This window comes from Proteiniclasticum ruminis DSM 24773 (assembly GCF_000701905.1).
In the GTDB taxonomy this organism is placed as follows: domain Bacteria; phylum Bacillota; class Clostridia; order Clostridiales; family Clostridiaceae; genus Proteiniclasticum; species Proteiniclasticum ruminis.
The window spans coordinates 100501-123745 of sequence record NZ_JNKC01000005.1 but is presented as its reverse complement, the minus strand read 5'-3'; the positions used below and the strand labels follow the sequence as shown (position 1 = coordinate 123745).

The window sequence follows — 23245 nt, the reverse complement described above, 5'->3', positions numbered from 1 at the left end:
TAATAGTGCAAAAGTAGGAAATAGGCCATTTTCATAGATATATACAGCCCTTTGGAAGCGTGAATTATTCTCTCGTTATAAAAAGAATCAGGGCGATGAGTATTCCTAGAATAAACATCAGTTGCGTGAGCAAATACAGGGTGCGGTTTCCCCTGAACCTGGAAAGAAGCCTATCCGTGCTTTCTTCATCATGGGTGCCAGTGATGCACTCATTCTCCATCAATTTTTTCTCTTTGTCCTTATAGTCATCTAAAATAGGATCGAACGAGGAGGACGGTTGGTTTTTATGATCTCTCATCTGAATTCTCCTTCTGCTTTATTAGTTCCATTCTAGCATTACTTTGTGAAAATTTTAAAAATACAACGTAAAAAAAGGTTGTGAAAAGCCTTAGCTTTCCACAACCTGCAGTTTTGCGATTTCATTTTCAATTGAACTCAGATGAAGACCAATCTTTTGTGCCGCTTCTTTAAAATCTTCCAGAACTTCAGCATAAGCGCTCATCTTCTCTTCGGTCACTGGATGCCTGAATGAGAGGTAAACAGCATGAAGTGCCTGTCTTTTCATAATAGTAAGATCTCCGCCATAAAGCTCATCTCCAATTATGGGATAGCCTAGATGACTGAGATGAACGCGGATTTGATGGGTCCGTCCTGTCAGTAGCTTCAGGAGAAGCAAAGTGTGACCGTTTGCGTAGTGAAGCACCTTTACCTCAGTCAGGCTTCGTTGGCCTCTCTCATCCACAACACGTTGATAGGCGCCTTCCTCATCTCGGTATATAGGCAGGTCAATTAAAGAAGTTTCTTCAGGAAAAGCTCCTTTGACGATGGCCACATAATACTTCTCATATAAGTCCGCTTGCATATCCTGTGAAATTCTGGAATGCACAAACTGGTTTTTAGCAAGAATGATGAGTCCAGACGTGTTCATATCAAGCCTTGACACAAGTCTGATGATGGTGTTCTTTCCATTGCTTTTATAATGGTGCATCACAGCATTGCTGAGTGTGCCGCTTTGATAGGATTTCGTAGGATGTACCACCATATAAGGCTCTTTGTTGAGCACCAGAATCGCATCATCTTCGTATACCACATGGATAGGGATCTCTTCAGCTTCAATTTCCTGATGTTCTTTTGCCTCTAAATGGATTCGAAGCTGATCTTCTTCCCTTAATATATAATCAAGTTTTACAGTTTTTCCGTTGATCAGTATCCGCTTGGACAGCGCAGCACTTCTAACGAATCTCGTGGACAGTCCCAGTTCATCTTTCAGGTAGGTTTTGATTTTTTCTCCCACATAGGTGAGCGGGATATTTTTTTCAATGGATTGTAGATTCTCTCTATTGTTCATGTTTGGTCCTTTCCTGCAGAACTCGCTCATAGTAATCCATTGCCGATCTGGAGACAGCAGCAACAGGCTTATTAAGGCTTTCCAGATGCTTTATGGTGCCTGACAATGCAGCGAGAACGGCTTGGTCGAGATTCTCTCCTGCGAGTTTCCGAAGATTTTCCACACCCGGGAAATTCCTGCCTTTTTCAATATAGTCTGCAATAAATATTATTTTTTCAGTAAGACTCATTTGAGCTCGACCTGTGGTGTGATACCGGACTGCGTTTAACACCTCTTCATTTCTGATGCAGCAAACATGCTCCAGATAAATAGCACCTGCCTGAGCATGGAGAATTTGTGGTGAGTTCCCATCATCTACAGGCATTTCCCCATATCGATGAATGAGCTCCAAAAGGAAGGAGACTTCATGATCTTTCAGCATGTCATGACAAAGTGCTGCAAGTGCAATGGCATCCCTATTACCGCCATACAGTTCAGAGAGGAGCAGCGCCGCTTCCACCACTCCTTCAATATGAACGTACCTCATGGGCTTCACATGCTCTTTCACATAAGTCTGCAGCTGTTGGAACGTCCAGGGAGAACAGAGATAAAGCTTCTTCTCTTTAATATACTCTGCAACTTTTCTTGGGAGCAGTTCGTAAGCGTCCTTCCCCTCTTTTAATCTGATTCTGATGTCTGTACTGGAAATATCAACTGTTTCAGATAAGATACGGAATGCTTTCTTATGATTCTGTCTGAAAAGTTCATCGGTTTTACTGGAGGCCTCCTTCGGAAATCCTGTCCGTTCAATCACTGCAACTTCCACATATTTGAGAATTCCTTCGGGGTTCTTCCATTTCCAGAAATTCACGTAGGAATCTTCGCCAATGATAAAAAAGAAGGTATCCAAAGGATGCCTTCTATGAAGTTCTTCTACTGTTTCATAGGTGTAGCTGATACCGGTCTTTTCGACTTCAAAAGTAGAAACAGAAAAGTCGGGATGGTCTGAAAGTGCAAGATGAAGCATCTTCACACGTTCCGCAGCTGAAACAGAACTATTTTCTTTATGAGGGGGGATATAATTGGGCATGAATATCACGTGGTCAAGCTTCAAATTTTTCATAGCTTCCTCAGCCATATAAAGATGGCCAAGATGAACGGGGTTGAAGGTCCCCCCTAGGATACCAATGTTCATCTTCTTGGAAGTTCTATTTTCTTGTTGTTTTTACTTTCTTTATAGAGCACAATCTTTGAGCCGATAATCTGAATGCCTTCACATCCGATTGCACTTACCAGCTGATCATGGGCCTCTCTTGCATCCATTCCACTGTTTTCCAGTATATGGATTTTGATCAGTTCTCTTTTTTCAAGAGCATCTTCTACCTGTCGGATAAAGGGCGCTTCAATGCCACCCTTTCCTACTTGGAAAATTGGATCAATCTGATTGGCTAAGCTTCTAAGGTATGCTCTTTGTTTTGTTGAAATCATTTAGGTTCCTCCTATGCGTAATACTCAAATTCAAAATCATTGAGTCTGATAAAGTCTCCGTCTTCAATACCCATTTCTTTGAGGCGGTCTAGAACGCCCTTGTTTCCAAGCACTTTGTGGAAGTATCTCAAGTGGCTTGGGTTATGGATGTCAACGGCATTAAGCAGTCTGTCCACAAAGGAACCGGAAACAACAAATACACCCTCTTCATCAATTTCCACATCATAGGTGAACTGTTTGATTTCAGGAATATAGAAGTCCTCTACATCGTAGATGGTTTCTATCACTGGAATCGTCTGAAGTTTTTCAGCACATGCCTTCATGACTTCTGCAACGCCTTCCCCTGTAGCAGCGGAAATGGCATAGATTTCAGAATATCCGAGGCCTTCAATCTCTTTTCTAAACTCATCTAAATAAGATTTATCATAAAGGAGATCCAATTTATTCATGACAACAATTTGAGGTCTGTCTGTCAGGTCTAATTTGTATTTCTTTAATTCTTCATTGATTTTGATGAAGTCTTCCACTGGATTTCTTCCTTCGATACCAGATACATCCACGATATGAAGCAGCAATCTGGTACGTTCTATATGACGAAGGAACTGTATTCCAAGTCCAACACCTTCAGAAGCTCCTTCAATAATTCCTGGGATGTCTGCAATTACAAAAGGATTGATCCCTGGCATTGCGACTACACCTAAATTGGGTTCCAGAGTGGTGAAGTGGTAATTGGCAATCTTTGGCTGAGCTTTGGATACCTTGGATAAAAGCGTGGACTTACCAACATTCGGGAATCCTAAGAGGCCCACATCTGCTAGAAGTTTCAGCTCCAGTGTGACATGACGTTCCTCACCAGGCATGCCTGGTTCAGCAAAATCGGGGGCCTGTCTTGTGGGAGTGGCGAATTTGGTGTTTCCTTTTCCGCCTTTTCCGCCCTTTAGTACGATATACGTATCATCAACCGATGAAAGATCAGAAATGATTTTCCCGCTTTCCTTGTCCTTGATGACAGTACCTAGAGGAACAGGAATAATGAGGTCTTCTGCATCCTTGCCATAACACTTGTTCTTACCGCCGTTTTCACCACGTCCTGCTTCATGTTTTCTCTTATACTTGAAATTCAGAAGTGTTGTCATCGAAGGGTCTACTACGAAAATGATGTCACCACCACGTCCGCCGTCACCACCGTCTGGACCACCATGAGAAACGTATTTTTCTCTTCTGAAGGAAATAGCACCGTCGCCACCATCACCGCTTTTAATAAAAATATCTGCAATATCTATAAACATATTCATAGCCTTCTCACCTACCTTATCTGGTTTTTTTCTATTATACTACAAATCACTTGTTTCGTGATTTCACTTTCTAAAAAATAAGGCCTGCATAAGCAGGCCCATTCAAGCTAACTATTCTGCAACTGCTTCCAGTTCAACTGGGTAAACACTCGCTTTTTTTCTATCCTTACCAAGTCTTTCGAATCTTACGACTCCATCAACTTTTGCGAATAAAGTATCATCGCTTCCCCTGCCCACGTTGGTGCCTGGGTGAATCTTTGTTCCTCTCTGTCTAACGAGAATATTTCCTGCAAGAACAAACTGTCCGTCAGCGGACTTCACTCCAAGTCTTTTCGCCTCAGAGTCTCTACCATTCCTTGTACTTCCTACTCCCTTTTTGGAAGCAAAAAACTGAAGGTTTAATATAAGCATGGTGTTACACCTCCTCTTCAATTAGGTTAATAAAATGACCGTACTGCAATTTAATTGCTTTGATTCCTAATAACAATGTCTCCATAATCACTTGGGCATCCTTCTTTTCAGAAGCATCTGCACCATCGATGCTGACAGATAAATATCCGCCATCTTCGTGAAGATCGATCTTGTTTTTCACTTTCAGCACTTCATCCAGACCGTTATATGCCATCATACATTGTGCTGTAACTGCTGCACATACAATGTCTTTGCCATATTCATCATAGTCTGCATGACCTTCATAAGTGAACGAGATCAGATTACCGGATTTTCTTAAAAATCGGACTTCAATCATGATTACGCTTCGATTTTCTCAATCAGAATCTTTGTGAAAGGCTGTCTGTGACCTTGCTTCTTTCTATAGTCCTTCTTTGGCTTGAACTTGAAGACAACAACCTTCTTCGCCTTACCGTGAGCAAGAACCTTCGCAACAACCTTAGCACCCTCTACTACAGGGTTACCAATGGTCAATTCACCTTCTCCGTTGGAAACTGCCAAAACATCAGTGAGTTCTACAGTAGAATTCAGCTCTGCAGAAATCTTCTCAATTCTGAGAATATCTCCTTCAGATACCTTATACTGCTTACCACCTGTGTTTAAAACTGCATACATATGAAACACCTCCTCATATCAGTACTCGCCTTCAAGGTACAGCTTTGGGCTGTTTAACAAAACCTTTTCGGAGCGGCCTACAAAATATTATAGCAATCTTACCCTGCAATGTAAAGGATAAGTTGTTATGAGATCAAATATTTTTCCATCTCCTGAATCTGGTTTTTAAAAACCAGAGGCTGAACCTCATAATCCTGATGAAAATCTTTAAATTCCAAATAGATTCTTTTCTGACCAGATTCAATCTTCTGGATAAACAAGTCGATGTCATCTCTGACGGTTTCTTCATAATGCTTATGGAGCTGAATGTGGAAATCTTTGATGTCAATCTGTTCTGTCTTGCTTGCCAGTTCATTCTTGATACGCATCATGACATAGGAGAAAGAGAGCCTAGTACCCGCTCCCTTGCAGAACGTGCAGAATTCTTCAAGATAAGAGTAGATGGGAGATCCCTTCTTTTTCCTTGTCAGCTGGAGAAGTCCTAAATCTGTGATGGGATAGCATTTGCCAAAGAGAGGATCTTCTTGAAATGCTTTTTCTACGGCTTCTTTCAAAAGAGATTTTTGCGCATCATTTTTCACATCGATGAAGTCTATCAGTATAATTCCTGATAAATTTCTGAGCCTGATCTGACGGGCAATCTCCCCTGCTGCCTGAAGATTCACTTCCATCACAAAATCTTCTTTGCTCTGGGATCCTTTGTGCTTCGCGCTGTTCACATCAACCACCACCATGGCTTCTGTTTCTTCAATGACAATATTCCCGCCGTCTTTCAGATATACTTTTCGATTCCGAAGATTTGACAGTTCATTCTCAATACCGTAGAAATCAAAAAGACTTCGCTCGCTTTTATGAAGAAGAGATGGAATCCCATACTGATCCTCCAGTTCGCTCTGAAGGCTTCTGCTATTGACGTAGATCATCTGTATTTTTGAAAAATTGTCTCGCAGAATCCTCGAAAGCACAGAACTTTGGCCATAGAGTTTCAGTGGACCTGCTCCAGTTTCTGATTTTTTATATACATCTTCAAAGGAACGTGTTATTTGGCTTATTTCTTCTTCAATATCTTTTCTTGAAGCATCCATGGAAGCTTCACGGAATAGTATGCGATACCCTTCTATTGCTGCAAAACTGCCATGTGTATCAAGAAAAAGATCCCGATTGAGTTTTTTGGAAAATCCAAGTCCTTTGCCTGGGAAAAGAACCACATATTTCCCACCAATAGAAATCTTATCAGTGACCTTCGTCCCTTTGGATCCTTCTTCTTCTTTCAGAACTTCCACAAGAACACTCTGTCCTTCTTTATAGTCCTGAAATCTTTGGAAATCCTGAACATAGAGATAGGCGTTTTTCTTTGCGCCAATATCGACAAATACAGATTTAAGTGACTTCACTTTTTTCTTGATAATCCCAAGATAGAGGTCTCCAGGCTGAATGTTCTGTCCGGTATCTTCTATATAAAATTCAGTCAGGCTGCCTCGTTCTTTAAGTGCAATTCGACGATGAGCATCGTCTTCTATAAACAGTTCAATCATTTTATTCAACCTTTCTGAGGTGTTTATACCTCAGCATACTTACTAGAAAAGTGTTGTTTTCTTTTTCATACCTACATTGAGAACCATTCCGATGGCAATAAACGTAGTCAGAACGGAGCTTCCTCCATAGGAAACCAACGGAAGTGTGATTCCTGATATGGGCATAAGTCCCATGGTCATCCCAACATTTTGAAGGATAGAGAACAAGAAAGAGGAAAACACCCCAACAGCAATGGTGCTGCCGAAAATATCTTCAGACTTCTTGGCAATTCTGATCATACGATACAGGAGAAATCCATAGAGCAAAAGCAGTGTGATCCCACCAATGAGACCGAAATTTTCTGCAAGCACAGAAAATATAAAGTCCGTATGATTTTCTGGAACACGATTGAAAAATTGAGTGCTGGATTGTGTGGAGACTGTCATATCCTGAAGAAACTGAAGAAAATTGAATTTACCAGACACTTGTCCTGAACCGATGCTGATGACGCTTCTGCTGAGCTGATAGTTTATACCAAGCTCACTTCCCTCATTGAACAGAAAGCTTGTGAGCCTTGCACTCCAGTGAGAAGGAAGAAAGTTTGTCTGAAGCACGATGATGACAGCCATGGCGACAAAACCAAATCCAGCAAAAATAACTTTCAGGGACAGACCTGCAGCAAAATAAATACCCAACACGATGAAAAATGTGATCATGGTGATCCCCATTTCAGGCTGCAGCATCATAAGAATCATCGGCAGTGCTGCATAGAAAGTCACCTTCATGAAGTTTCTCAGATTGTTGATGTTTCCATCCACTTTCTGCAGTTCTTTTCCCACCATCAGCATCGTAGTGAGCTTAGCAAACTCAGCGGGCTGGAATCCTCTTGAACCAATACTGAACCATCCAGCGGCGCCTTTCACTTTGGAGGTGAATAAAACAAGCACAAGTAAAATGATAACAATCCAGTAAAATAAATCCACTATTCTATAAACCTTCCGATAATCCATAAGAAGGATCACATAAACCACAAACAAAGACAGAACAAGCCAGATGAGCTGAAGTCTTGCGTAGTAGAAGTTTGTTGCAGTATATATATTGAAAACACCATAGAACAGGATCGCCACTGCACTGAGCAGTATGCCGAAATCCAGTTCTTTGAGATCTTTGCGATCAATGATCAGAGCTTTGAGTACATTCATGTGTAAAATCCCTTCCCTTGTGGAAACAAAAAATAAAAGTTGTATGCATTATTATAGTAACTCATACAACTCTCACTTTCAATTTAACATTTTCTTAGGATTTAGCCTATTTTTTCTTACGGATCGGAATGTTTGCCACGAGGGCAGGTACTGAGCCGAACTCACTGTCAGTCTGTGTTATCTGCAGATCCAGTTCCTGGTCTATATCGATTTCCACATATTTTCTCAGAACCTCCAGAATATCATTTTTGATATTCTCTAAAAGCTCAGGAGAGACATCCCCTCTGTCGTGCATTAAAATCAGTTTCAGACGGTCCTTCGCGGTATCTTTAGATCCGCTTTTCTTTTTAAAGAAGCTAAATATATCCATGTGGTACCCCCTCTACTTTTTTTTGAATAACTTGGATATTTTGCCGAAGAATCCGAGTTCCTCTGGTTTCAGGTCCAGTAGAGGCACTTCTTCACCGGTGATTCTCTTTGCGATATTGATAAAGGCGGTACCCGCCAAGGTTCCTTCAACGGTAACAATGGGTTCCCCTCTGTTGGTGGAAATTGTGATGTTTCTGTCATCAGGAACGATACCCAGCAGTTTTACGGAGAGGATCTCCAAAATATCTTCTACATTCAGCATTTCCCCATTTTCGGTCATCTCATAGTTCAGTCTGTTGATGACGACTTTATGGTTCTCAATACCTTTGGAGTCAAGCTTTCCGATGACACGGTCCGCATCTCTAACAGAAGTGACCTCAGGATTGACAACGATGATGGCACTGTCTGCAGCTGCTACAGAATTCTCAAAGCCTTGCTCTATACCTGCAGGAGAGTCGATGAGAATGTAATCAAACTCTTTCTTCAGCTCTTCAATGAGTCCAATCATCTGTTCCGTGGTGATGTCATTCTTATCACGGGTCTGAGCAGTAGGCAGCAGACATAAATGTGGAAGGCGCTTGTCTTTGATAAGTGCCTGCTTCAGTTTGCATCTTCCTTCAAAATAATCAAGCAGAGTATATACAATTCTGTTTTCAAGCCCCATGAGGACATCGAGATTACGAAGTCCTGTATCTCCGTCGATGACAACAACTTTGTGACCGAGCTGAGCAAGAGCTGTTCCTATATTGGCTGTGGTAGTGGTTTTTCCCACCCCACCCTTTCCGGATGTGATTACAATGGATTCTGGCATTTAAGTCTCTCCTTCTTTCTAATATTCGAACTTTGTTGGGATGTAAGGTTCTACATAGATGTTTCCATCTACAAGTTTTGCAACTTCTGGGAAGTTTGGTTCATTTTCTGCCGAGCGGGCAAAGGTGCCTGCTATGGACATAAGTGCCGGGGTAAGTTTCAGTGCTGCTACAAAAGCTTTCTCATTTCCGGAAGTTCCGGCAAAGGCTCTTCCTTTGAGCTGACCTAAAATCACGATATTTCCTTCGGCGAATATTTCCGCCCCGATATGAACATCTCCAACAACTACGACATTGCCTTTGAACTCCACCATCTGACCGCCCCGGAGAGATCTTGTGATGAACTTCGTTTGGCCTTCTTCTACGCCGTCAAATATAGAAGGGAGATCTTCCTTTCGATTGGACTCTTCAAACGTAACACTAGAGAGTGCGATCGTATCATAAAGAAGCTTTTCCAGCAGGGCTTTCTCCTCTTCTTTCAGCCGGATGGGGTACGTTGTTACAAAGACAGCATTTCCGCTGTAGAAATTTTTTACAGGTTCCAGTTTTGATTTGACTGCTTCAATCAGTTCTTCAAAAGAATTGAATTCAAGCAGGTTTATGATCAGATTCAGGCCTTTACGGTTTCCTTTCATCTGAATACGGTCCATAGTACTCATTGAGTTCCTCCAAATGCTTAAAAAAATACATCTAAAATCTATTTTATAGGATTTACTGGAATAATTCCACTCTAATCAGGAAAAACCTGGAAATTGACAAATTTTCATCAAAAAAAAGAACTTGCTTCAAAAAAGCAAGTTAGAAACGCCATTCTTTCTTTACAATAGGTATTCTGCTATAAGATACGGATGGACGATATAGAACCATACTTAGAGCAGCGGTGTAAAGAGGCATGACGATGAGGGCAAAATAATTCCCTTTTATACCAAAAATCCAAAGCACAAGAATCATGATGAGGGTTTTAACTCCCTGGGCAATGGATACAGAAAGGACGGGCACGGTTTTCTTTCCTTCTTTCAACGTAAGACCAATTTTTGACAAGATCAGAAAGATCACTACATTGAGAAAGGTGTTCAATCCAAATACATAGGGGAAAAACAGATCCTGCATGATCCCAGTAACTAACCCGACATAGAACGCATCATGCTCATCAGTCATGAGCATGAAGAGACCCATGAATGTGAACAGAAGACTTCCGCTTGATTCATAGACAGACAGAAAAGGCAGAAGGGTCTGATCCAGAAGAAGCCAGAGGAGTACAGTCAGGAAAATAAATATCTTTCTCATCAGTACTCCACATCTCCCATTGATTTTGGCTTCACCACAAAAAGCTGTGCCGCTCGCTTAAAGTCAACGGCAGTTTCTACGATGGCTGTCTTCATGAGATTTCCTTTGTCTTCTTCTACTCTCATCACTGTTCCCACGAGGAAATCCGGAGGGTAAAATCTGCCTAGACCTGAGGTGACAATGGTATCCCCCTCTTTGATAGTTGAATCAATAGGCAGGAAGGATATTTTAGCCATCTGAGTCTGTCCGCTGCCGATATGGCCTTCCAAGATGCCACTGATAGAGACATCTTCTGTTGATTTCACGTGAATGGCAATGTTCTCACTGGAAAGTGTTTCAACCAGAGACCAGGTTTTCGCAGTCTCAGTAATCTGACCTACAATTCCTTCTTCTGTCATCACCACCATTCCAGAGAGCAAACCATCCTCTTCTCCTCTGTCTATGACATAGGAAGTAATGATACCGCCACCGGATCTGCCAATGATATTGACTCCCACGTAGTCATACTGGTCCATTCTGGTCTTGAAACTGAACATTTCACGAAGGCGTTCGTTTTCGGTCTTCAGCGCTTCATAATTTCGAAGATTTGCTTTCAGTTCAATATTTTCCAATAAAAGCGACTCATTTTCCTCTTTGACTTCTTCATAGCGCAGAAAAAAGTCAATGAAACTCTCCATACGTTTATTAACAGTATAGAGAACGCTTTGCACAGGATTTAGGGCTGTGCCTGCACCGCTTTCTACCAGGGTTTTCTGATCTTTGTAAACAGTGAACCCGAAGAGTACAATGAGAACAGCTGCCAAGAGAACAATTCGTCTTGACAGCTTGTTTTTCAAAAGTTTGGACATCAATTAATAGCTGCGCGCTATTTTGTCAAAATTGTCCAGTGCTTTACCTGCGCCTAATACAACACAGTCAAGTGGAGAATCTGAGATCTCAACTGGCATATGGGTTTCATGGGTGATGAGTTCTCCAAGGCCTCTTAACAGCGCCCCTCCTCCTGCAAGCATGATGCCCTTATCCATAATGTCTGCAGATAATTCTGGTGGTGTTTTTTCGAGTGTGGTCTTAATGGCTTCAATAATATCGGAGATGGGTTCGTGAAGTGCTTCTCTGATCTGGGTTTCTGAAACAGAGATCACTTTTGGAAGTCCTGTAACAAGATCTCTTCCCTTCACATCCATATACGCTTCATCCTGTCCTTCAATTCTGAAAGCGGATCCTATGGTCATCTTGATGGCTTCTGCTGTTCTTTCTCCAATCATGAGATTGTATTCTCTCTTGATATAAGCGATGATGGCCTGATCCATCTCATCTCCACCTACGCGGAGAGATTTGGCAACAACAATACCGCCTAGGGAAACTACTGCAACTTCAGTTGTTCCTCCCCCGATATCAACAATCATAGAACCAGTTGGCTCATCCACAGGAAGTCCAGCTCCGATGGCTGCAGCCATTGGTTCTTCCATAAGGATAACGTCTCTTGCACCGGCCTGTTTTGTTGCTTCAAGAATGGCACGTCTTTCCACTTCAGTAACTCCTGATGGGAAACAAACAATGATTCTTGGAGAAGTGAAGGCAGACTTAGAAGCCGTCTTTTCAATAAACTGTCTCAGCATAGTCTGTGTCACGTCAAAGTCTGCAATGACACCATCTTTCAGTGGTCGAACAGCCACAATATTTCCTGGTGTACGTCCGATCATTCTTTTTGCTTCTTCACCAACAGCTAGAGGCTTGTTGGTATGTGTGTTGAACGCAACAACAGAAGGCTCTCTCAGAACAATCCCCTTTCCTTTTACATATACTAGGGTATTAGCCGTTCCCAGGTCAATCCCCATATCCTTGCTCATTCCAAATAAACGCATGAATGATTTTCTCCTTTCAAATTCACAATAAGTTCTTTTCTCTTAAACTGATATATTTCCCATCACCGATGATGATATGGTCTAAAAGGTCGATACCGACAATTTTTCCTACTTCTTTGATTCTGCTCGTGGCAGCGATGTCCTCACTGCTTGGAGAAGGATCTCCCGAAGGATGGTTATGAACCATGATGATCGACGCGGCACTTTTCCGTATGGCTTCTTTAAAGATTTCACGCGGATGCACGATGGAGGAGTTAAGACTTCCTACAGACGCATTATAAGTGCCGATGACAATGTTTTTTGTGTTTAGCAGAAGCACTTTCAGTACTTCCTGTTTGTATTCTCTTAGCTCTACCATAAGAAGATCAGCCGCATCTCCTGGGGCATTGATCTTATAGCTGTCTCCACTTCGATAGGTCTGAAATCTTTTAGCCATTTCAGCCACAGACAGAATCTGGGATGCTTTTGCTTCTTTGATGCCAGGAATTTTCATAAGATCTTCCTGAGAGGCTTCGAGAAGTCCGTTGATGCCGTTGAATACAGTGATCACCTTCTGTGAAAGCTGGATAATATTTTCTTCTCTGGTGCCAGCACGCAGTATAACTGCAAGAAGCTCACTGTTGGAAAGACTTTCTGCACCGTATCGGAGCAGTCTTTCCTGTGGTCTTTCGTTAAGGGCCATATCCATGATGCGATTTTCCATAAAATCCTCCAAAGATTGCCCAACCCATTTACATAATATAGGAATATTTTCTCAGATGCGTATAAAGTTCCTGTAAAGGTAAGCCCATGACATTATAAAAGTCTCCATGGATCTCACGGATATAGATACCCGCGGCACCTTGAATACCATAAGCGCCAGCCTTATCCTGCCACTCCTCCTGAGCGAGATAGAATTCAATCTCTTCATCATCCATTTCGGAAAAAGAGACAGTAGTCACTACGGAAAAGGTCGTTTTCAAGTTTCGAGCTGGATGTATGAGCGCTACGCCTGAATAAACAAAGTGGGACGTACCCTGGAGCATTTTCATCATTCGCTTCGCATCTTCCCGGCTCTTAGGTTTCCCGAGAATTTGACCATCTGCAAATACAATGGTGTCAGCACCAATGACGACAGCGTCGTCAGAAAGCACTTGTGAGACACTGTTGGCTTTCTCTTCAGCAAGTTTTTTTACATAGTATTCAGGATTGCCCTCAAAAGGAACAGTATCTTCGTCGAAATCAGATACGATGATCTCATACGGGATGTTCATTCTTTGAAGCAGTTCCTGTCTTCTCAGAGAAGCAGATGCCAATACGAAATGCACAATTATCACTCCATTCCAGACAGTTACAGAATTTTACCTAAAAAATTCCTACTTAATAGTTTACCATCATAGAATTTTTTAAACAAGGTGGTAAATATGATTTAAAGTTACTTTAAGAGAAACATCAGGGGTGGTTTATTTTGAGCAAAAATATGGGAACAAGAATAGTATGCAAATTCTTTTTAAACTTATGCAATGAAAAATACTTCCGATTTATCGGAAGTATTTTTCATCAGTATTTACTGTTGTCTACCTGAAATGTCCTCTCTTTTAGAATCTTCTCCAACGCAGAAATCAGTTTCGCCAGGTTATAGTTATAAATCATATCCTCTCTGGTGGAACTTTCCATGGTAACAAACTCTGTCTGGAAAATTTCTAGAGAGAGCAGTTTGTAAAGTTTCTGGTGATTGTCCTTCGTCATTTTCACGTTGGTTTCACTAAGAGAAGTTGCTTCTGCATAAATAAAAACCTTCTCGGATGCTTCTACCATAAGTGCATAATAGTCATATTCCTCTTTGTCATATTTCTTCAGGATGAACAGCTCTTTGTTCAGTTCATTGAAGGTGTCTTTAAAACCATCCAGCTGAGATCCTAATGTGTCCAATCCGTCAGAGATTCCATATAGTATCAGATCCCCAACCACATGTCGTGCAGTGTCTCTGAATTTCTGGAAGCTGTCGCGGACCCGGATCATCTGATCCGGCGGATAAATCAGCAAGTTGACGATGGTAGCAATGACGATTCCGATGACCGTGTCCAGCGTTCTCTGCATGGCATAGATGGCAGGAGAGCTTTCTGAGGAACCGGTGACAATGATAATGACCAGCGTGATGGCAATTCCTGTAGCTTTCTTAATATCCAGGAGGTTGCAGAATAAGATGGTAATGACCACGCCTGCTGCCATGGTGATGGCTCCATAGAGTGGTATATACGACATGAACAGTCCAATAATACCACCCACTACGGTTCCTAGAACTCGGTTATATCCAATCTTAAAACTAGATACTACAGAAGTCTCTACACAAATCACAGCTGCATAAATCAGGGCAAAGGACAGTTCATCATTGATGATGGAAGAGACAATATAAGACAGTACTACTACAAGTGCAGTTTTAATTGTTCTCATTCCGATGAGTCTGTTTTTCATCTTAGACGTCCCTTTCCACCACGTTATCCTCATAGCTGATATAGTCACTGAAGCTGCCGACATAGAGTCTTGATTTTTTGCCCAGCTCATCCAAGGCCATGATATTGGTGCAGGCGGTTACTCCAGAACCACAATGGAAAATCACATCATCCACATTCATAATATCTGCGAAGTTTTTCGTTGCCTTTTCAAGATCCAAAGTTTGATCTTCATTGAAATGGTCTTTGAAGAAGATGTTCGCAGCATGGGGAATATGGCCTTTTTTGTGGTCCACAGGTTCTACAAAACCTTTGTAGCGATCCCCACTTCTGGAGTCTATGAGAAGTTTTGCGGAAGTAGAACCCTTCTTTGCATAGTCTACGATCTCCTCAGAGGGGGCAGTCATATCCGGATGCTCTGTTAAAGAGATGTTTCCCTGTTTTTTCTCAGGCATATCTGAGGTCAGGTCTTCAGGAAGAAGCATTTTGAACCCGCCATGGAGAACATATACATGCTCCAATCCATAATACTTCAGCATCCACCAGAGTCTTCCAGCGGATGAATTATCTCCATCATCGTAGATCATCACCCGGCTGTGGTTCTCCAAACCGATGGATCTTAACTTTTCTTCGAAAAGCTTCGTGTTTGGAAGAGGGTGTCTCCCACCATGTCTTCCTACTTCATCCGCCAGATCCTGATCCATATCAAGAAAATGAGCCCCTTTGTAATGAGAAGTTTCATAGGATTTTCTTCCATACTCCGCATCGCTCATACTGTACCGCACATCAAGAACAATGAGATCTGAATTCTCTATAAGAAAGTCACGGTCTTTAAAATTTTTCATCGATGGCACTCCACTTCGCTTTTATTTAAGTTCTTTCAATACATCCAGCAGGAACTCGTACACATTTTTCACTGAAACAAGGTCCATGTGTTCATCCGGTGTATGTACATCATAAAGATTTGGCCCCAGGCTGATCATATCAAGGCCTGGTATTCTTCCAGCAAGTATACCGCATTCCAAACCGGCATGAATGGCTTCTATCTGGGGTTTCTTGCCGTACTTGTCTTCATAAACTTTTATGAAGGTATCTCTTAGGTTTGATTCTTTTGCGTATTGCCACTCTGGATAGGAGGAAGTGATTTCGGATACAGCACCGAAAACTTCTCCGATGGCATTCACTTTCTGAAGCACCATTTCTTTTCTCGAACCAACACTGCTTCTAACTGCAAAATCAAAATAAAGATGGTTGTCCTTTTCATGAAGCACACCTAGGTTCAGCGATGTTTCCACAAGACCTTGGATGTCCTGGCTCATGCTGATGACACCATTGGGCAGTGTGAACAGAAGACCAATGGCTTTGGCCGTTGTTTCAGGGGTATAGAAAGCGCCAGAAGCATCGGATTTTTCAATCTTCAGCTTTAAACCGCTGTCCTGAGTCTCAATCTCTTTAGCAAGGAGAGTCTCGATTTCTGATACGGCATCGGCTAGGTGCTCTTCGTTACCCTTCACAAGAAGCAGTGCTTCTGCTTCTCTAGGAATGGCATTGTTCTTGGATCCGCCATGCAGATTGGAAAGAACAAATTCATACTTCTTTGAGAGAAGATATAGCGCTCTTCCGAGAAGCACATTGGAGTTTCCGCGCTCTTTCGGGATATCAATTCCTGAATGGCCGCCCCGAAGACCTGAGATGGAAAGCTTATAAACGGACCCTGTAGCCTCTTCGTAAGTCAGTGGAAGCTTCACAGTCTGTCTTGCACCACCTGCACAGCTTACAAGGAATGTTCCCTCTTCTTCAGAGTCAATATTGATCAGCATCTTTCCTTCAAAAAGAGTACCATCCACTGAAGCTGCTCCTAGCATACCGGTTTCTTCTTCTACGGTAATGAGCACTTCTAGAGGGGGATGAGGAAGATCTTCCCCATCGAGGATGGCCAGAGCATAGGCTACAGCAATACCGTTGTCTGCACCAAGGGTGGTACCGGTGGCATAGAGATGTTCTCCTTCAATTCTTAGTTTCAGGGGGTCTTTGGTGAAGTCATGCACTGTGTCATTGTTTTTTTCATCCACCATATCCATATGTCCCTGGATGATTACAGGTACACTGTTTTCATAGCCTGGAGCACCGGGTTTCTTGATCAGAATGTTCATCACATCATCTTGTACCACAAAGAGGTTTCTGTCTTCAGCGAATTTCTTCAGATAGTCTGAAACTGCCTTCTCATTTCCGGATCCTCTAGGGATTTTTGTCAGTTCCTCAAAAAAATGCATGACTTTCTTAGGTTCGTAGGACTGTAGTACGCTCATTTATTCCTCCTCCTTCAGCTGGTCCAGAAGATTTTTGAAAAGATCTCCCAGAGTGACTGATTCTTCTTCTTCATAGTAGCTTTCATCTGTTCCATTTCCTTCACGCAATGTGAAGCTGATTCTTTTCTTATCCTCATCAATTTCGAGGATTTTAACGGTGACTTCTTGTCCTTCTGAAAGCACATCTCTTGGATGAGAGACGTGTTCCTGGCTGATTTCTGAGATGTGGACGAGTCCGTCCAAACCATTTTCCAGCTCAACTATAGCGCCAATATCCAGAAGTTTGCGCACTGTGCCGGTGTAAAACTGTCCTGCTTTAAGGCTTCCGGCTTTGATCCAAGGATCTTCCTCTTTACTCTTCAAAGACAGGGAGATTTTTTCGTTTTTCAGGTCTACCCGAATCACATGTACTTTTACTGTATCTCCGATGGAGACCACTTCACTCGGATGGTCAATTCTTCTGTGAGAAAGATCACTGATATGGCATAGGCCTGTGAGACCGCCTAAATCAATAAAAGCCCCATAGGAAGCAATATTTGCTACGGTTCCTTCTACGGTATCTCCTGGTTTTAAGGATTGCAGAAGCTTTTTCTTGTTTTTGTCTCCCTGGATTTTCAGATATGCTTTTCTGGAGAAAATGAGTTTTTTCTGAACATCATCAAATTCTTCCACGAGAGCATCCAAGGTCTTTCCAGCATAATCTTTCAGATTCTCCACATAGCTGTCGGAGACAAGAGAGGCTGGCATGAATCCGTTCAGACCCTTGTAAAAGATTCTGAGTCCGCCTTTTACTTCATCCAGCACTTTCACTTTTAGAGGTGTCTTGTCTTTAAACGCAGCTTCCACTTCTTCAATGGAGACGATGGCATCTGCTTGTATCTTTGACAAGAGCACATTGCCCTCACCGTCATCTGCTTTCAGCACAATGACTTTAACAGAATCGCCCACTTGATAGAGATCACTGAGGCTCTCATTATGGTCTTTGGTGAGCTCTTCTCTTGGCACAACACCATCTGCAAAATAATTGATGTTGACGATGATTTCATCCGGGTTGACCTTCAGAATCGTACCCTCAAGGATATCCCCATCTTTCACTTTATTGAGCGTAAAGCCCTCCATGGCTTCAGCCATAGACATTTCCTGATTCATTTGTTCATCCATAAACGTGCAGGCAGTTTTATCACTGCCTCCCCCTTTCTATTCTTTGCAATAGCGCATTATATAAAGAATTCTAACATAAAAAAGCTGAAGAATCTTCAGCTTTTCCTAGGAAAATAACTATACAATCATCTTTTTGTCGGATATGAGGTTATAGCAATAGTCAATGATATCACTTCTCTTGATGATACCGATAAACACACCTTCATCATCCACAACCGGGACAAAATTCTGTGTTCTTGCGAGGACAATGATGTCGTTGATTTCTGCACTGATGGTGACAACCTCGTGTTTCTTACGTCGCTCTATATCAGAGACTTTTACCTTATTGGTGTTGCGGAAAGAAAGCCCTGGCGTATTTTTGATTTTCCAAAGCAAATCACCCTCTGTTAAGGTTCCCACGTATTTTCCTTCACGATCCAGAATCGGGATGGCCGAGTAGCCATGATGTTCCATTCTTTCAAGCACCTGTCGCATGGTTGAATCAACCATTTCGTAAATCAGCTCTGATTTCGGTGTAAGGAAAAAAGCAATATTCATATGCAAAGTACCTCTTTCATGATTTATTTACACTTTCATTATACCACAACAAAGAAATAAGTAATCGTATTCAGAAGATATTAAGGACTTATTTACAACTGCTTCACAAGTTGACTTGCTGTTTTAGAGTAAGGATCTCAGCACAGTTTTCAAGAAAAACACGTTCTCTTTTATGGCTGGTAAAAATGAAAATCTGGTGGGAAGAGAACTCCTCTAAAAGGAGCTTCAGTGTATTCTCAGTACGTAGATCATCAAAGGTGCTGAACACTTCATCCATAAAGAGCGGAACAGAGTTCTCATTAAAGATTCTTTTGATCATTGTCAGCCGCAGGGACAGGTATAGCTGTGAAAGAGCACCGGTGGAAAGTTTTTTATCGTCTTGCGCATGGCTTCCTTCCTGAAAGGTCATGGTATTGAGGTCTTCCACTAAAACAGTTCTGCGAAATCCTGTAATATGCTCAAATCTTCTAGTGACTTCATCCCCCAGTATCTGCACATATTGTTTTTTCAGGCGGTCTTCTGCATTCATCATGAGTTCTTTCGTTTTTAAAAGTACAGACAGCCTCCGATGAAGGACCTCCTCCTCGATATGCTTTGTGTTCAGATAGTCTTCCAGATAATAAGGATCCCTAAATTGCAGTCCCTCATACTTTTCCAGAAGCTCCGCTTTACAGGCTGTCTTTTTTTCAATCGCCAGAATTAAATTCTGTTCTTTCTTTGACAGCAGATCTTCGCTGATGTCTTCATGAAGAGAAAGCTCTTCAAAAGCGGATAGTTCTTCCAGGACTCTTTCCAGGGGCTCCTCTCCGATGAGGCCTTTGATAGAAAGATGAAGCTGGCTTTCTTTCTCCTCAAGAAGTACCCTTCTGACTTTATTCAGCTCATAACTCTCCCAGAAATCATCGATGCTGTCAGCATCTGACTCATAGCCCAAAGGATTGAGATGGTAAAACAGATCGCTTTCCAGGAGCCTGATTTTTTCTTGCTGATGAGTGATACTCCCTTTCAGAATGGTTTCTTTTGTTTGCCTTACCTGATGCGCTTCGATGTTCTGTCTGCAGGTTTCCATCACGGAAGCCAATGCCTTCAGTGTAGAGGTGCCTGAGATTCTGTAGAAGTATTCTCTCTTATTCTGGATGTCTTCTATCTTTTTTGTGAGCGTCTCCAGATGTACTGTATTTTCTGCCATCAAGAGGATTTTCTTTGATCTCAGCACTTCTTTCGGATCAAGACCAAGCTCTGAGCTGATTTGATCAATGTTCTTTTCTGAATCCCTAATTTTTGTCAGCAGATGAGACCTTCTTTTTCTCTGAACCGGAGGCGTAGAGAAAATCAGGCCAGGTACCAGCAGAAAGTGCGTGCTTAAGAGGAGTCCTGAAGGCCTCAGAAGAGAGAAGATTCCAGCGAAAATGAAAAGAGACAGAATGAGTGGAAACCTTCCACGCCTGTGGGTGCTTTTCAGATGCTTTAACTGCCTTTCGTATTTTTTCAGTAAAAGAAGCACTTCTTTTTTTCTCGAACCAAAGGGGTGATCCTGACCTTGATGCGCACGAAGCTTCTGGAGTTCCTTTTGCAATGTATGCTCTTTCTGCTCCTCGGCTATGAGCTGCATCCATGTTTCGGCTTTAATTTCGTCTATGAGTTTCTTGTCTTCCTGAAAGGATAGATAAAGTTCCAGATCCCGAACTGTTCCCTGATGCTCCTCTTCCATTTTTAGAAGCTCCTCTTGAGCCAGATGGAGCTGTTCTATTTTTTCGCGAATCATTTGAGCGTCATCTTCCGATAGAGAGATCCAGCTTTTTTCCTTTTCGGCCATGAGTTCATTGAGTTCATCCAAGGCGCCTTTCAGCTTCAGAATATCAGTCTTCTTATGAAATAAACGTGCTTTTGATTGGAGCTCTGAAAGCAGTTTTTGCTGATTTTTGAGTGAAATCAGTTCAGTATCCAGTACTTCCAGCTCATTCTGAATTTTTTCCTTTTCCAGAAACATCCTTCTGGATGCCTCCAGCTCTGCAAATAGAGACCTGATTTCTCCTTGAAGCTGTGGGATCGATCCAGCGTTTCTACCGTTCTTCAGGGCTTTTATTTGCCTGTCGATGTCTTCAATGGCCTTTTTGTAGGAAACCTCTTCTTCTCCAGAATCCAGCAGATTGGAGAGCTTCATAAAAAGACCGTCATTTTTATCACTGAACGCAGGTGTCTTCTCTGATCCCATGAATAATGTCTTAACGAACTCATGGACAGTCAGTCCAAAGAGGCTTTTACCGAGGGGATCCGGATAATAGCATTGTTCCAGTGTGCCTTTTTCATAGATGCGCAGGAAATCATCTCTTTTGCTCAAGCCGCTTCTTCTTTCAATGATCAGAGAAGAAGAGTCCATGGAAACTTCTAGACTGCCAAAAGCATAGGTCTCACCATAGGGAACGGCAAGTTCCCGAAGATTCAGATTGTACTCTTTTATAGAAACGGCTCCATAAAACATCCACAAAAAGAACCTCTGTAGAGTGCTTTTGCCGGCTTCGTTTTCTCCTTCGATGAGCTGAATCCCTTTGGTGAAGGAGAGCTCCAGTTCTTTCAGTTTCCCGAACTGTTTGATGTTCAGTTTATGTATCCTCATTTCATTCCTCCGGGCAAGAGCGCAGCAAGTCCTGTCTTCTCCACTTCGTTCCAGAATTCTTTATCGGACGATTCACGCTTTTCACTTAGGAGTTCCATGAAAATCCCACGTAGGGAGTGTGGTGGAAAAGAGAGAGTATCTCCAGCAAGGGTCGTTTCATCTCTAAGCTCAAAATCGGGCAGCTTCTCATAGAGCATTAGCGAAAGATGCGCAAAATCGATGGAAAGATAGGGCGATACTTGTCCGCAGAGCAGTATTCTGTAAATACTGGTTTCATTTCGAAGACTAGAACGGATTTTACTGAAGATTTCTTGGGTAGTCAAAAGAGATGAGATGTCTACTTCAAGGATTTCGTAGGTTCTCCTGCTCAGCGGTTTAAACTGAAGTGCGCTGCCGTTGCTGTAAATGGATCCTACAAGAACACCTTTCTCTCCTGTCTCATCAAATCCCCTGCCCTCGGGTATCCCAGCATATGCATACTGCGTGCTGCCTTCTGACAAGATTCCGGAGAAGGAATGTCTATGTCCCAAAGCGATGTAACTGAATCCGCTCTGGCGGATGTTCTCACAGGACACAGGATTATATAAAGAAGCTCCTTCTGTAACGTCGCCGTGCATGAGAAGGATTCGGATCTCCGCCGGAGTGGAGCAGCTTCTGTTTTCAAATAGACTTTCTTTGACATACCCCGATTGGAATCCAGCACCACAGACAACACAATCCAGTTCTTCTAGATATACTTCTTCATAAGAGGAAAAGATGTGCACATGTTCTGGAAAAGAAAAAGTGGCGTAGGGGCTCTCTGGTGTATAGGGGTCGTGATTTCCCGGAGCAATGAAAATTCTGCCTGGAAATCGCATAAACTCTTTCTGGAGATATAGAAGCGTTTTTCTGGACACTCTCATGGAATCGAATAGATCCCCTGTCAGCAGAATCAAATCCGCTTTCTCTTTCACAGCCAGTGAAACGATTCTTTCTACGGTGTTCAAAAGTTCTTCTTTCCGCTGGGATCTGAAATTTATGTTGTGAAGGGTCAGTGGGGAATCCAGATGAAAATCTCCACTTTGTACTATTTTTACTGTTTTCATCGTATCACCTCGAACTCTAGTTCTCTTTAGTATAGCATGTTTGCGGTGTGTAGAATAGATGTTCTGTTTTCCGATGGGCACCTTATGTTATAATTGCAATAATGAATTCAACGGAGGAAATCAAAATGAAGATCATTGCCCATAGAGGATTCAGCGGAAAATATCCTGAGAACACTCTGCTTGCTTTTGAAAAAGCAGTAGAAGCATCTTCTGATGCCATTGAACTGGATGTTCAGCTCACAAAAGACGGAATACTGGTTCTGTTCCATGATGATACTTTTACACGCCTTATTCAGACTGAAGGTTTTTTACTGGATCACAACTGGATTGATCTTGAACAGTATAAAGTCAGGAAAAGGCGATTGAAAAGAAATGTTTATGCACCGATCCTTTCCCTGGAAGCCTATTTTAATTGGGTTCAGGACCGGGAGATCATGACAGTCATCGAGCTGAAAAATAATCTGCGCCCCCATGAAGGGATGGAGGAAAAGCTTGTTGTGCTGATAAGAAAATACAAACTGGAACATCGGGTGATCGTTTCTTCATTCAAGAAAGAGAGCCTAATGAAAATAAAGGAGATTGCACCACTTATTCCCTGTGCTTATATTACAAAATTGAAAAAAGAAGAAGACCTTTCCTGGATGGAGCAAACTCAAATGGAATTTGTACATCCAAAATTCACCAGTCTCTGGCCTTGGAATGTAGCCAAACTGATGAAACTTGAGGTTAGAATATCCCCGTGGACAGTAAACTATTCTATATTCATGCGTTATCTTCTCCGCATGCCCAATTTGTATGGCATCATCACGGACAGACCGGACAGATTGAAAAAAGTGATAGAAAAAATAAAAAAAACCTGATGACCGAGCTGCTTCAAGCAAC

26 protein-coding genes are annotated in these 23245 nt (G+C 42.1%); 1 reads left to right on the top strand and 25 read right to left on the bottom strand.

The window, feature by feature from the left end; genetic code table 11:
• Positions 1-64: 64 nt before the first annotated feature.
• The 25 genes from T487_RS0107290 to T487_RS0107170 form a co-directional block, all read right to left on the bottom strand.
• Positions 65-298 carry a hypothetical protein gene (locus tag T487_RS0107290; protein WP_031575928.1) on the bottom strand — a complete coding sequence of 78 codons (234 nt, stop codon included), beginning with the start codon at positions 296-298 and terminating at the stop codon, positions 65-67.
• 90 nt (positions 299-388) lie between these two features.
• On the bottom strand, positions 389-1348 hold the full coding sequence (locus T487_RS0107285; RefSeq protein ID WP_051651579.1) for an RluA family pseudouridine synthase: 960 nt from the start codon (positions 1346-1348) through the stop codon (positions 389-391).
• Entirely contained in the window at positions 1338-2522 is a 1185-nt protein-coding gene (gene nadD, locus T487_RS0107280) for a nicotinate (nicotinamide) nucleotide adenylyltransferase (protein WP_074542640.1), read from the bottom strand. The genes T487_RS0107285 and nadD overlap by 11 nt, the downstream gene beginning before the upstream one ends.
• Complete coding sequence (gene yhbY, locus T487_RS0107275; RefSeq protein ID WP_031575920.1) at positions 2519-2815, bottom strand: ribosome assembly RNA-binding protein YhbY; 297 nt, start codon at positions 2813-2815, stop codon at positions 2519-2521. The genes nadD and yhbY overlap by 4 nt, the downstream gene beginning before the upstream one ends.
• 11 nt (positions 2816-2826) lie before the next feature.
• The gene (gene obgE / locus T487_RS0107270) at positions 2827-4104 is read right to left on the bottom strand and encodes a GTPase ObgE (RefSeq protein ID WP_031575917.1); all 1278 of its coding nucleotides are present in this window, start codon (positions 4102-4104) and stop codon (positions 2827-2829) included.
• A gap of 117 nt (positions 4105-4221) precedes the next feature.
• Positions 4222-4521, bottom strand: a complete 300-nt coding sequence (gene rpmA, locus T487_RS0107265) for a 50S ribosomal protein L27 (RefSeq protein WP_031575914.1) — start codon at positions 4519-4521, stop codon at positions 4222-4224.
• A gap of 4 nt (positions 4522-4525) precedes the next feature.
• Entirely contained in the window at positions 4526-4858 is a 333-nt protein-coding gene (locus T487_RS0107260) for a ribosomal-processing cysteine protease Prp (RefSeq protein ID WP_031575911.1), read from the bottom strand.
• A 2-nt stretch (positions 4859-4860) separates the two neighbouring features.
• A complete protein-coding gene (gene rplU, locus T487_RS0107255; protein ID WP_031575909.1) occupies positions 4861-5175 on the bottom strand; it encodes a 50S ribosomal protein L21 in 315 nt (104 codons plus the stop codon).
• Positions 5176-5300: 125 nt separating this feature from the next.
• Positions 5301-6710 (bottom strand): ribonuclease E/G, encoded by a 1410-nt coding sequence (locus T487_RS0107250; RefSeq protein ID WP_031575906.1) that lies wholly within the window; start codon positions 6708-6710, stop codon positions 5301-5303.
• Positions 6711-6752: 42 nt separating this feature from the next.
• Entirely contained in the window at positions 6753-7892 is a 1140-nt protein-coding gene (locus T487_RS0107245; RefSeq protein ID WP_031575903.1) for an FtsW/RodA/SpoVE family cell cycle protein, read from the bottom strand.
• Between the two features lie 106 nt (positions 7893-7998).
• A complete protein-coding gene (minE, locus tag T487_RS0107240) occupies positions 7999-8262 on the bottom strand; it encodes a cell division topological specificity factor MinE (RefSeq protein ID WP_031575901.1) in 264 nt (87 codons plus the stop codon).
• Positions 8263-8274: 12 nt separating this feature from the next.
• Positions 8275-9072, bottom strand: a complete 798-nt coding sequence (gene minD / locus T487_RS0107235; RefSeq protein WP_031575899.1) for a septum site-determining protein MinD — start codon at positions 9070-9072, stop codon at positions 8275-8277.
• 18 nt (positions 9073-9090) lie between these two features.
• Entirely contained in the window at positions 9091-9729 is a 639-nt protein-coding gene (gene minC, locus T487_RS0107230) for a septum site-determining protein MinC (protein WP_031575898.1), read from the bottom strand.
• Positions 9730-9868: 139 nt separating this feature from the next.
• Positions 9869-10357, bottom strand: coding sequence for a hypothetical protein (locus T487_RS0107225; RefSeq protein ID WP_031575895.1), 489 nt, complete (start codon positions 10355-10357; stop codon positions 9869-9871).
• On the bottom strand, positions 10357-11205 hold the full coding sequence (gene mreC / locus T487_RS0107220) for a rod shape-determining protein MreC (protein ID WP_031575893.1): 849 nt from the start codon (positions 11203-11205) through the stop codon (positions 10357-10359). The genes T487_RS0107225 and mreC overlap by 1 nt, the downstream gene beginning before the upstream one ends.
• Positions 11206-11208: 3 nt before the next feature.
• Positions 11209-12222: a rod shape-determining protein gene (locus T487_RS0107215; protein WP_031575883.1), complete on the bottom strand. Its 1014-nt coding sequence runs from the start codon at positions 12220-12222 to the stop codon at positions 11209-11211.
• Between the two features lie 22 nt (positions 12223-12244).
• Positions 12245-12925, bottom strand: coding sequence for a RadC family protein (radC, locus tag T487_RS0107210; protein ID WP_031575881.1), 681 nt, complete (start codon positions 12923-12925; stop codon positions 12245-12247).
• Positions 12926-12953: 28 nt separating this feature from the next.
• Complete coding sequence (locus T487_RS0107205) at positions 12954-13529, bottom strand: Maf family protein (protein ID WP_031575878.1); 576 nt, start codon at positions 13527-13529, stop codon at positions 12954-12956.
• A 232-nt stretch (positions 13530-13761) separates the two neighbouring features.
• Positions 13762-14655 carry an FUSC family protein gene (locus T487_RS15885; RefSeq protein ID WP_176758091.1) on the bottom strand — a complete coding sequence of 298 codons (894 nt, stop codon included), beginning with the start codon at positions 14653-14655 and terminating at the stop codon, positions 13762-13764.
• A gap of 22 nt (positions 14656-14677) precedes the next feature.
• Positions 14678-15499, bottom strand: coding sequence for a sulfurtransferase (locus T487_RS0107195; RefSeq protein ID WP_031575872.1), 822 nt, complete (start codon positions 15497-15499; stop codon positions 14678-14680).
• A gap of 21 nt (positions 15500-15520) precedes the next feature.
• Entirely contained in the window at positions 15521-16963 is a 1443-nt protein-coding gene (locus T487_RS0107190) for an aminoacyl-histidine dipeptidase (protein ID WP_031575869.1), read from the bottom strand.
• Complete coding sequence (rpsA, locus tag T487_RS0107185; protein WP_036909297.1) at positions 16964-18124, bottom strand: 30S ribosomal protein S1; 1161 nt, start codon at positions 18122-18124, stop codon at positions 16964-16966.
• Positions 18125-18241: 117 nt separating this feature from the next.
• Positions 18242-18661, bottom strand: coding sequence for a CBS domain-containing protein (locus T487_RS0107180; RefSeq protein ID WP_031575863.1), 420 nt, complete (start codon positions 18659-18661; stop codon positions 18242-18244).
• Between the two features lie 103 nt (positions 18662-18764).
• Positions 18765-21278, bottom strand: a complete 2514-nt coding sequence (locus tag T487_RS0107175) for an ATP-binding protein (RefSeq protein WP_031575852.1) — start codon at positions 21276-21278, stop codon at positions 18765-18767.
• A complete protein-coding gene (locus T487_RS0107170) occupies positions 21275-22363 on the bottom strand; it encodes a metallophosphoesterase family protein (protein ID WP_051651577.1) in 1089 nt (362 codons plus the stop codon). Before T487_RS0107170 ends, T487_RS0107175 begins: the two co-directional genes overlap by 4 nt.
• Before the next feature lie 125 nt (positions 22364-22488).
• Here T487_RS0107170 and T487_RS0107165 point away from each other — a divergent pair, with 125 nt between their 5' ends.
• Positions 22489-23223, top strand: a complete 735-nt coding sequence (locus tag T487_RS0107165; protein ID WP_031575849.1) for a glycerophosphodiester phosphodiesterase family protein — start codon at positions 22489-22491, stop codon at positions 23221-23223.
• Positions 23224-23245 lie beyond the last annotated feature (22 nt).

What these genes read in the sequence shown, in the direction of transcription:
- T487_RS0107290 (WP_031575928.1), bottom strand. Translation starts at nt 298, where the DNA reads ATGAGAGATCATAAAAACCAACCGTCCTCCTCGTTCGATCCTATTTTA.
- T487_RS0107285 (WP_051651579.1), bottom strand. Translation starts at nt 1,348, where the DNA reads ATGAACAATAGAGAGAATCTACAATCCATTGAAAAAAATATCCCGCTC.
- nadD (WP_074542640.1), bottom strand. Translation starts at nt 2,522, where the DNA reads ATGAACATTGGTATCCTAGGGGGGACCTTCAACCCCGTTCATCTTGGC.
- yhbY (WP_031575920.1), bottom strand. Translation starts at nt 2,815, where the DNA reads ATGATTTCAACAAAACAAAGAGCATACCTTAGAAGCTTAGCCAATCAG.
- obgE (WP_031575917.1), bottom strand. Translation starts at nt 4,104, where the DNA reads ATGTTTATAGATATTGCAGATATTTTTATTAAAAGCGGTGATGGTGGC.
- rpmA (WP_031575914.1), bottom strand. Translation starts at nt 4,521, where the DNA reads ATGCTTATATTAAACCTTCAGTTTTTTGCTTCCAAAAAGGGAGTAGGA.
- T487_RS0107260 (WP_031575911.1), bottom strand. Translation starts at nt 4,858, where the DNA reads ATGATTGAAGTCCGATTTTTAAGAAAATCCGGTAATCTGATCTCGTTC.
- rplU (WP_031575909.1), bottom strand. Translation starts at nt 5,175, where the DNA reads ATGTATGCAGTTTTAAACACAGGTGGTAAGCAGTATAAGGTATCTGAA.
- T487_RS0107250 (WP_031575906.1), bottom strand. Translation starts at nt 6,710, where the DNA reads ATGATTGAACTGTTTATAGAAGACGATGCTCATCGTCGAATTGCACTT.
- T487_RS0107245 (WP_031575903.1), bottom strand. Translation starts at nt 7,892, where the DNA reads ATGAATGTACTCAAAGCTCTGATCATTGATCGCAAAGATCTCAAAGAA.
- minE (WP_031575901.1), bottom strand. Translation starts at nt 8,262, where the DNA reads ATGGATATATTTAGCTTCTTTAAAAAGAAAAGCGGATCTAAAGATACC.
- minD (WP_031575899.1), bottom strand. Translation starts at nt 9,072, where the DNA reads ATGCCAGAATCCATTGTAATCACATCCGGAAAGGGTGGGGTGGGAAAA.
- minC (WP_031575898.1), bottom strand. Translation starts at nt 9,729, where the DNA reads ATGAGTACTATGGACCGTATTCAGATGAAAGGAAACCGTAAAGGCCTG.
- T487_RS0107225 (WP_031575895.1), bottom strand. Translation starts at nt 10,357, where the DNA reads ATGAGAAAGATATTTATTTTCCTGACTGTACTCCTCTGGCTTCTTCTG.
- mreC (WP_031575893.1), bottom strand. Translation starts at nt 11,205, where the DNA reads ATGTCCAAACTTTTGAAAAACAAGCTGTCAAGACGAATTGTTCTCTTG.
- T487_RS0107215 (WP_031575883.1), bottom strand. Translation starts at nt 12,222, where the DNA reads ATGCGTTTATTTGGAATGAGCAAGGATATGGGGATTGACCTGGGAACG.
- radC (WP_031575881.1), bottom strand. Translation starts at nt 12,925, where the DNA reads ATGGAAAATCGCATCATGGATATGGCCCTTAACGAAAGACCACAGGAA.
- T487_RS15885 (WP_176758091.1), bottom strand. Translation starts at nt 14,655, where the DNA reads ATGAGAACAATTAAAACTGCACTTGTAGTAGTACTGTCTTATATTGTC.
- T487_RS0107195 (WP_031575872.1), bottom strand. Translation starts at nt 15,499, where the DNA reads ATGAAAAATTTTAAAGACCGTGACTTTCTTATAGAGAATTCAGATCTC.
- T487_RS0107190 (WP_031575869.1), bottom strand. Translation starts at nt 16,963, where the DNA reads ATGAGCGTACTACAGTCCTACGAACCTAAGAAAGTCATGCATTTTTTT.
- rpsA (WP_036909297.1), bottom strand. Translation starts at nt 18,124, where the DNA reads ATGGATGAACAAATGAATCAGGAAATGTCTATGGCTGAAGCCATGGAG.
- T487_RS0107180 (WP_031575863.1), bottom strand. Translation starts at nt 18,661, where the DNA reads ATGAATATTGCTTTTTTCCTTACACCGAAATCAGAGCTGATTTACGAA.
- T487_RS0107175 (WP_031575852.1), bottom strand. Translation starts at nt 21,278, where the DNA reads ATGAGGATACATAAACTGAACATCAAACAGTTCGGGAAACTGAAAGAA.
- T487_RS0107170 (WP_051651577.1), bottom strand. Translation starts at nt 22,363, where the DNA reads ATGAAAACAGTAAAAATAGTACAAAGTGGAGATTTTCATCTGGATTCC.
- T487_RS0107165 (WP_031575849.1), top strand. Translation starts at nt 22,489, where the DNA reads ATGAAGATCATTGCCCATAGAGGATTCAGCGGAAAATATCCTGAGAAC.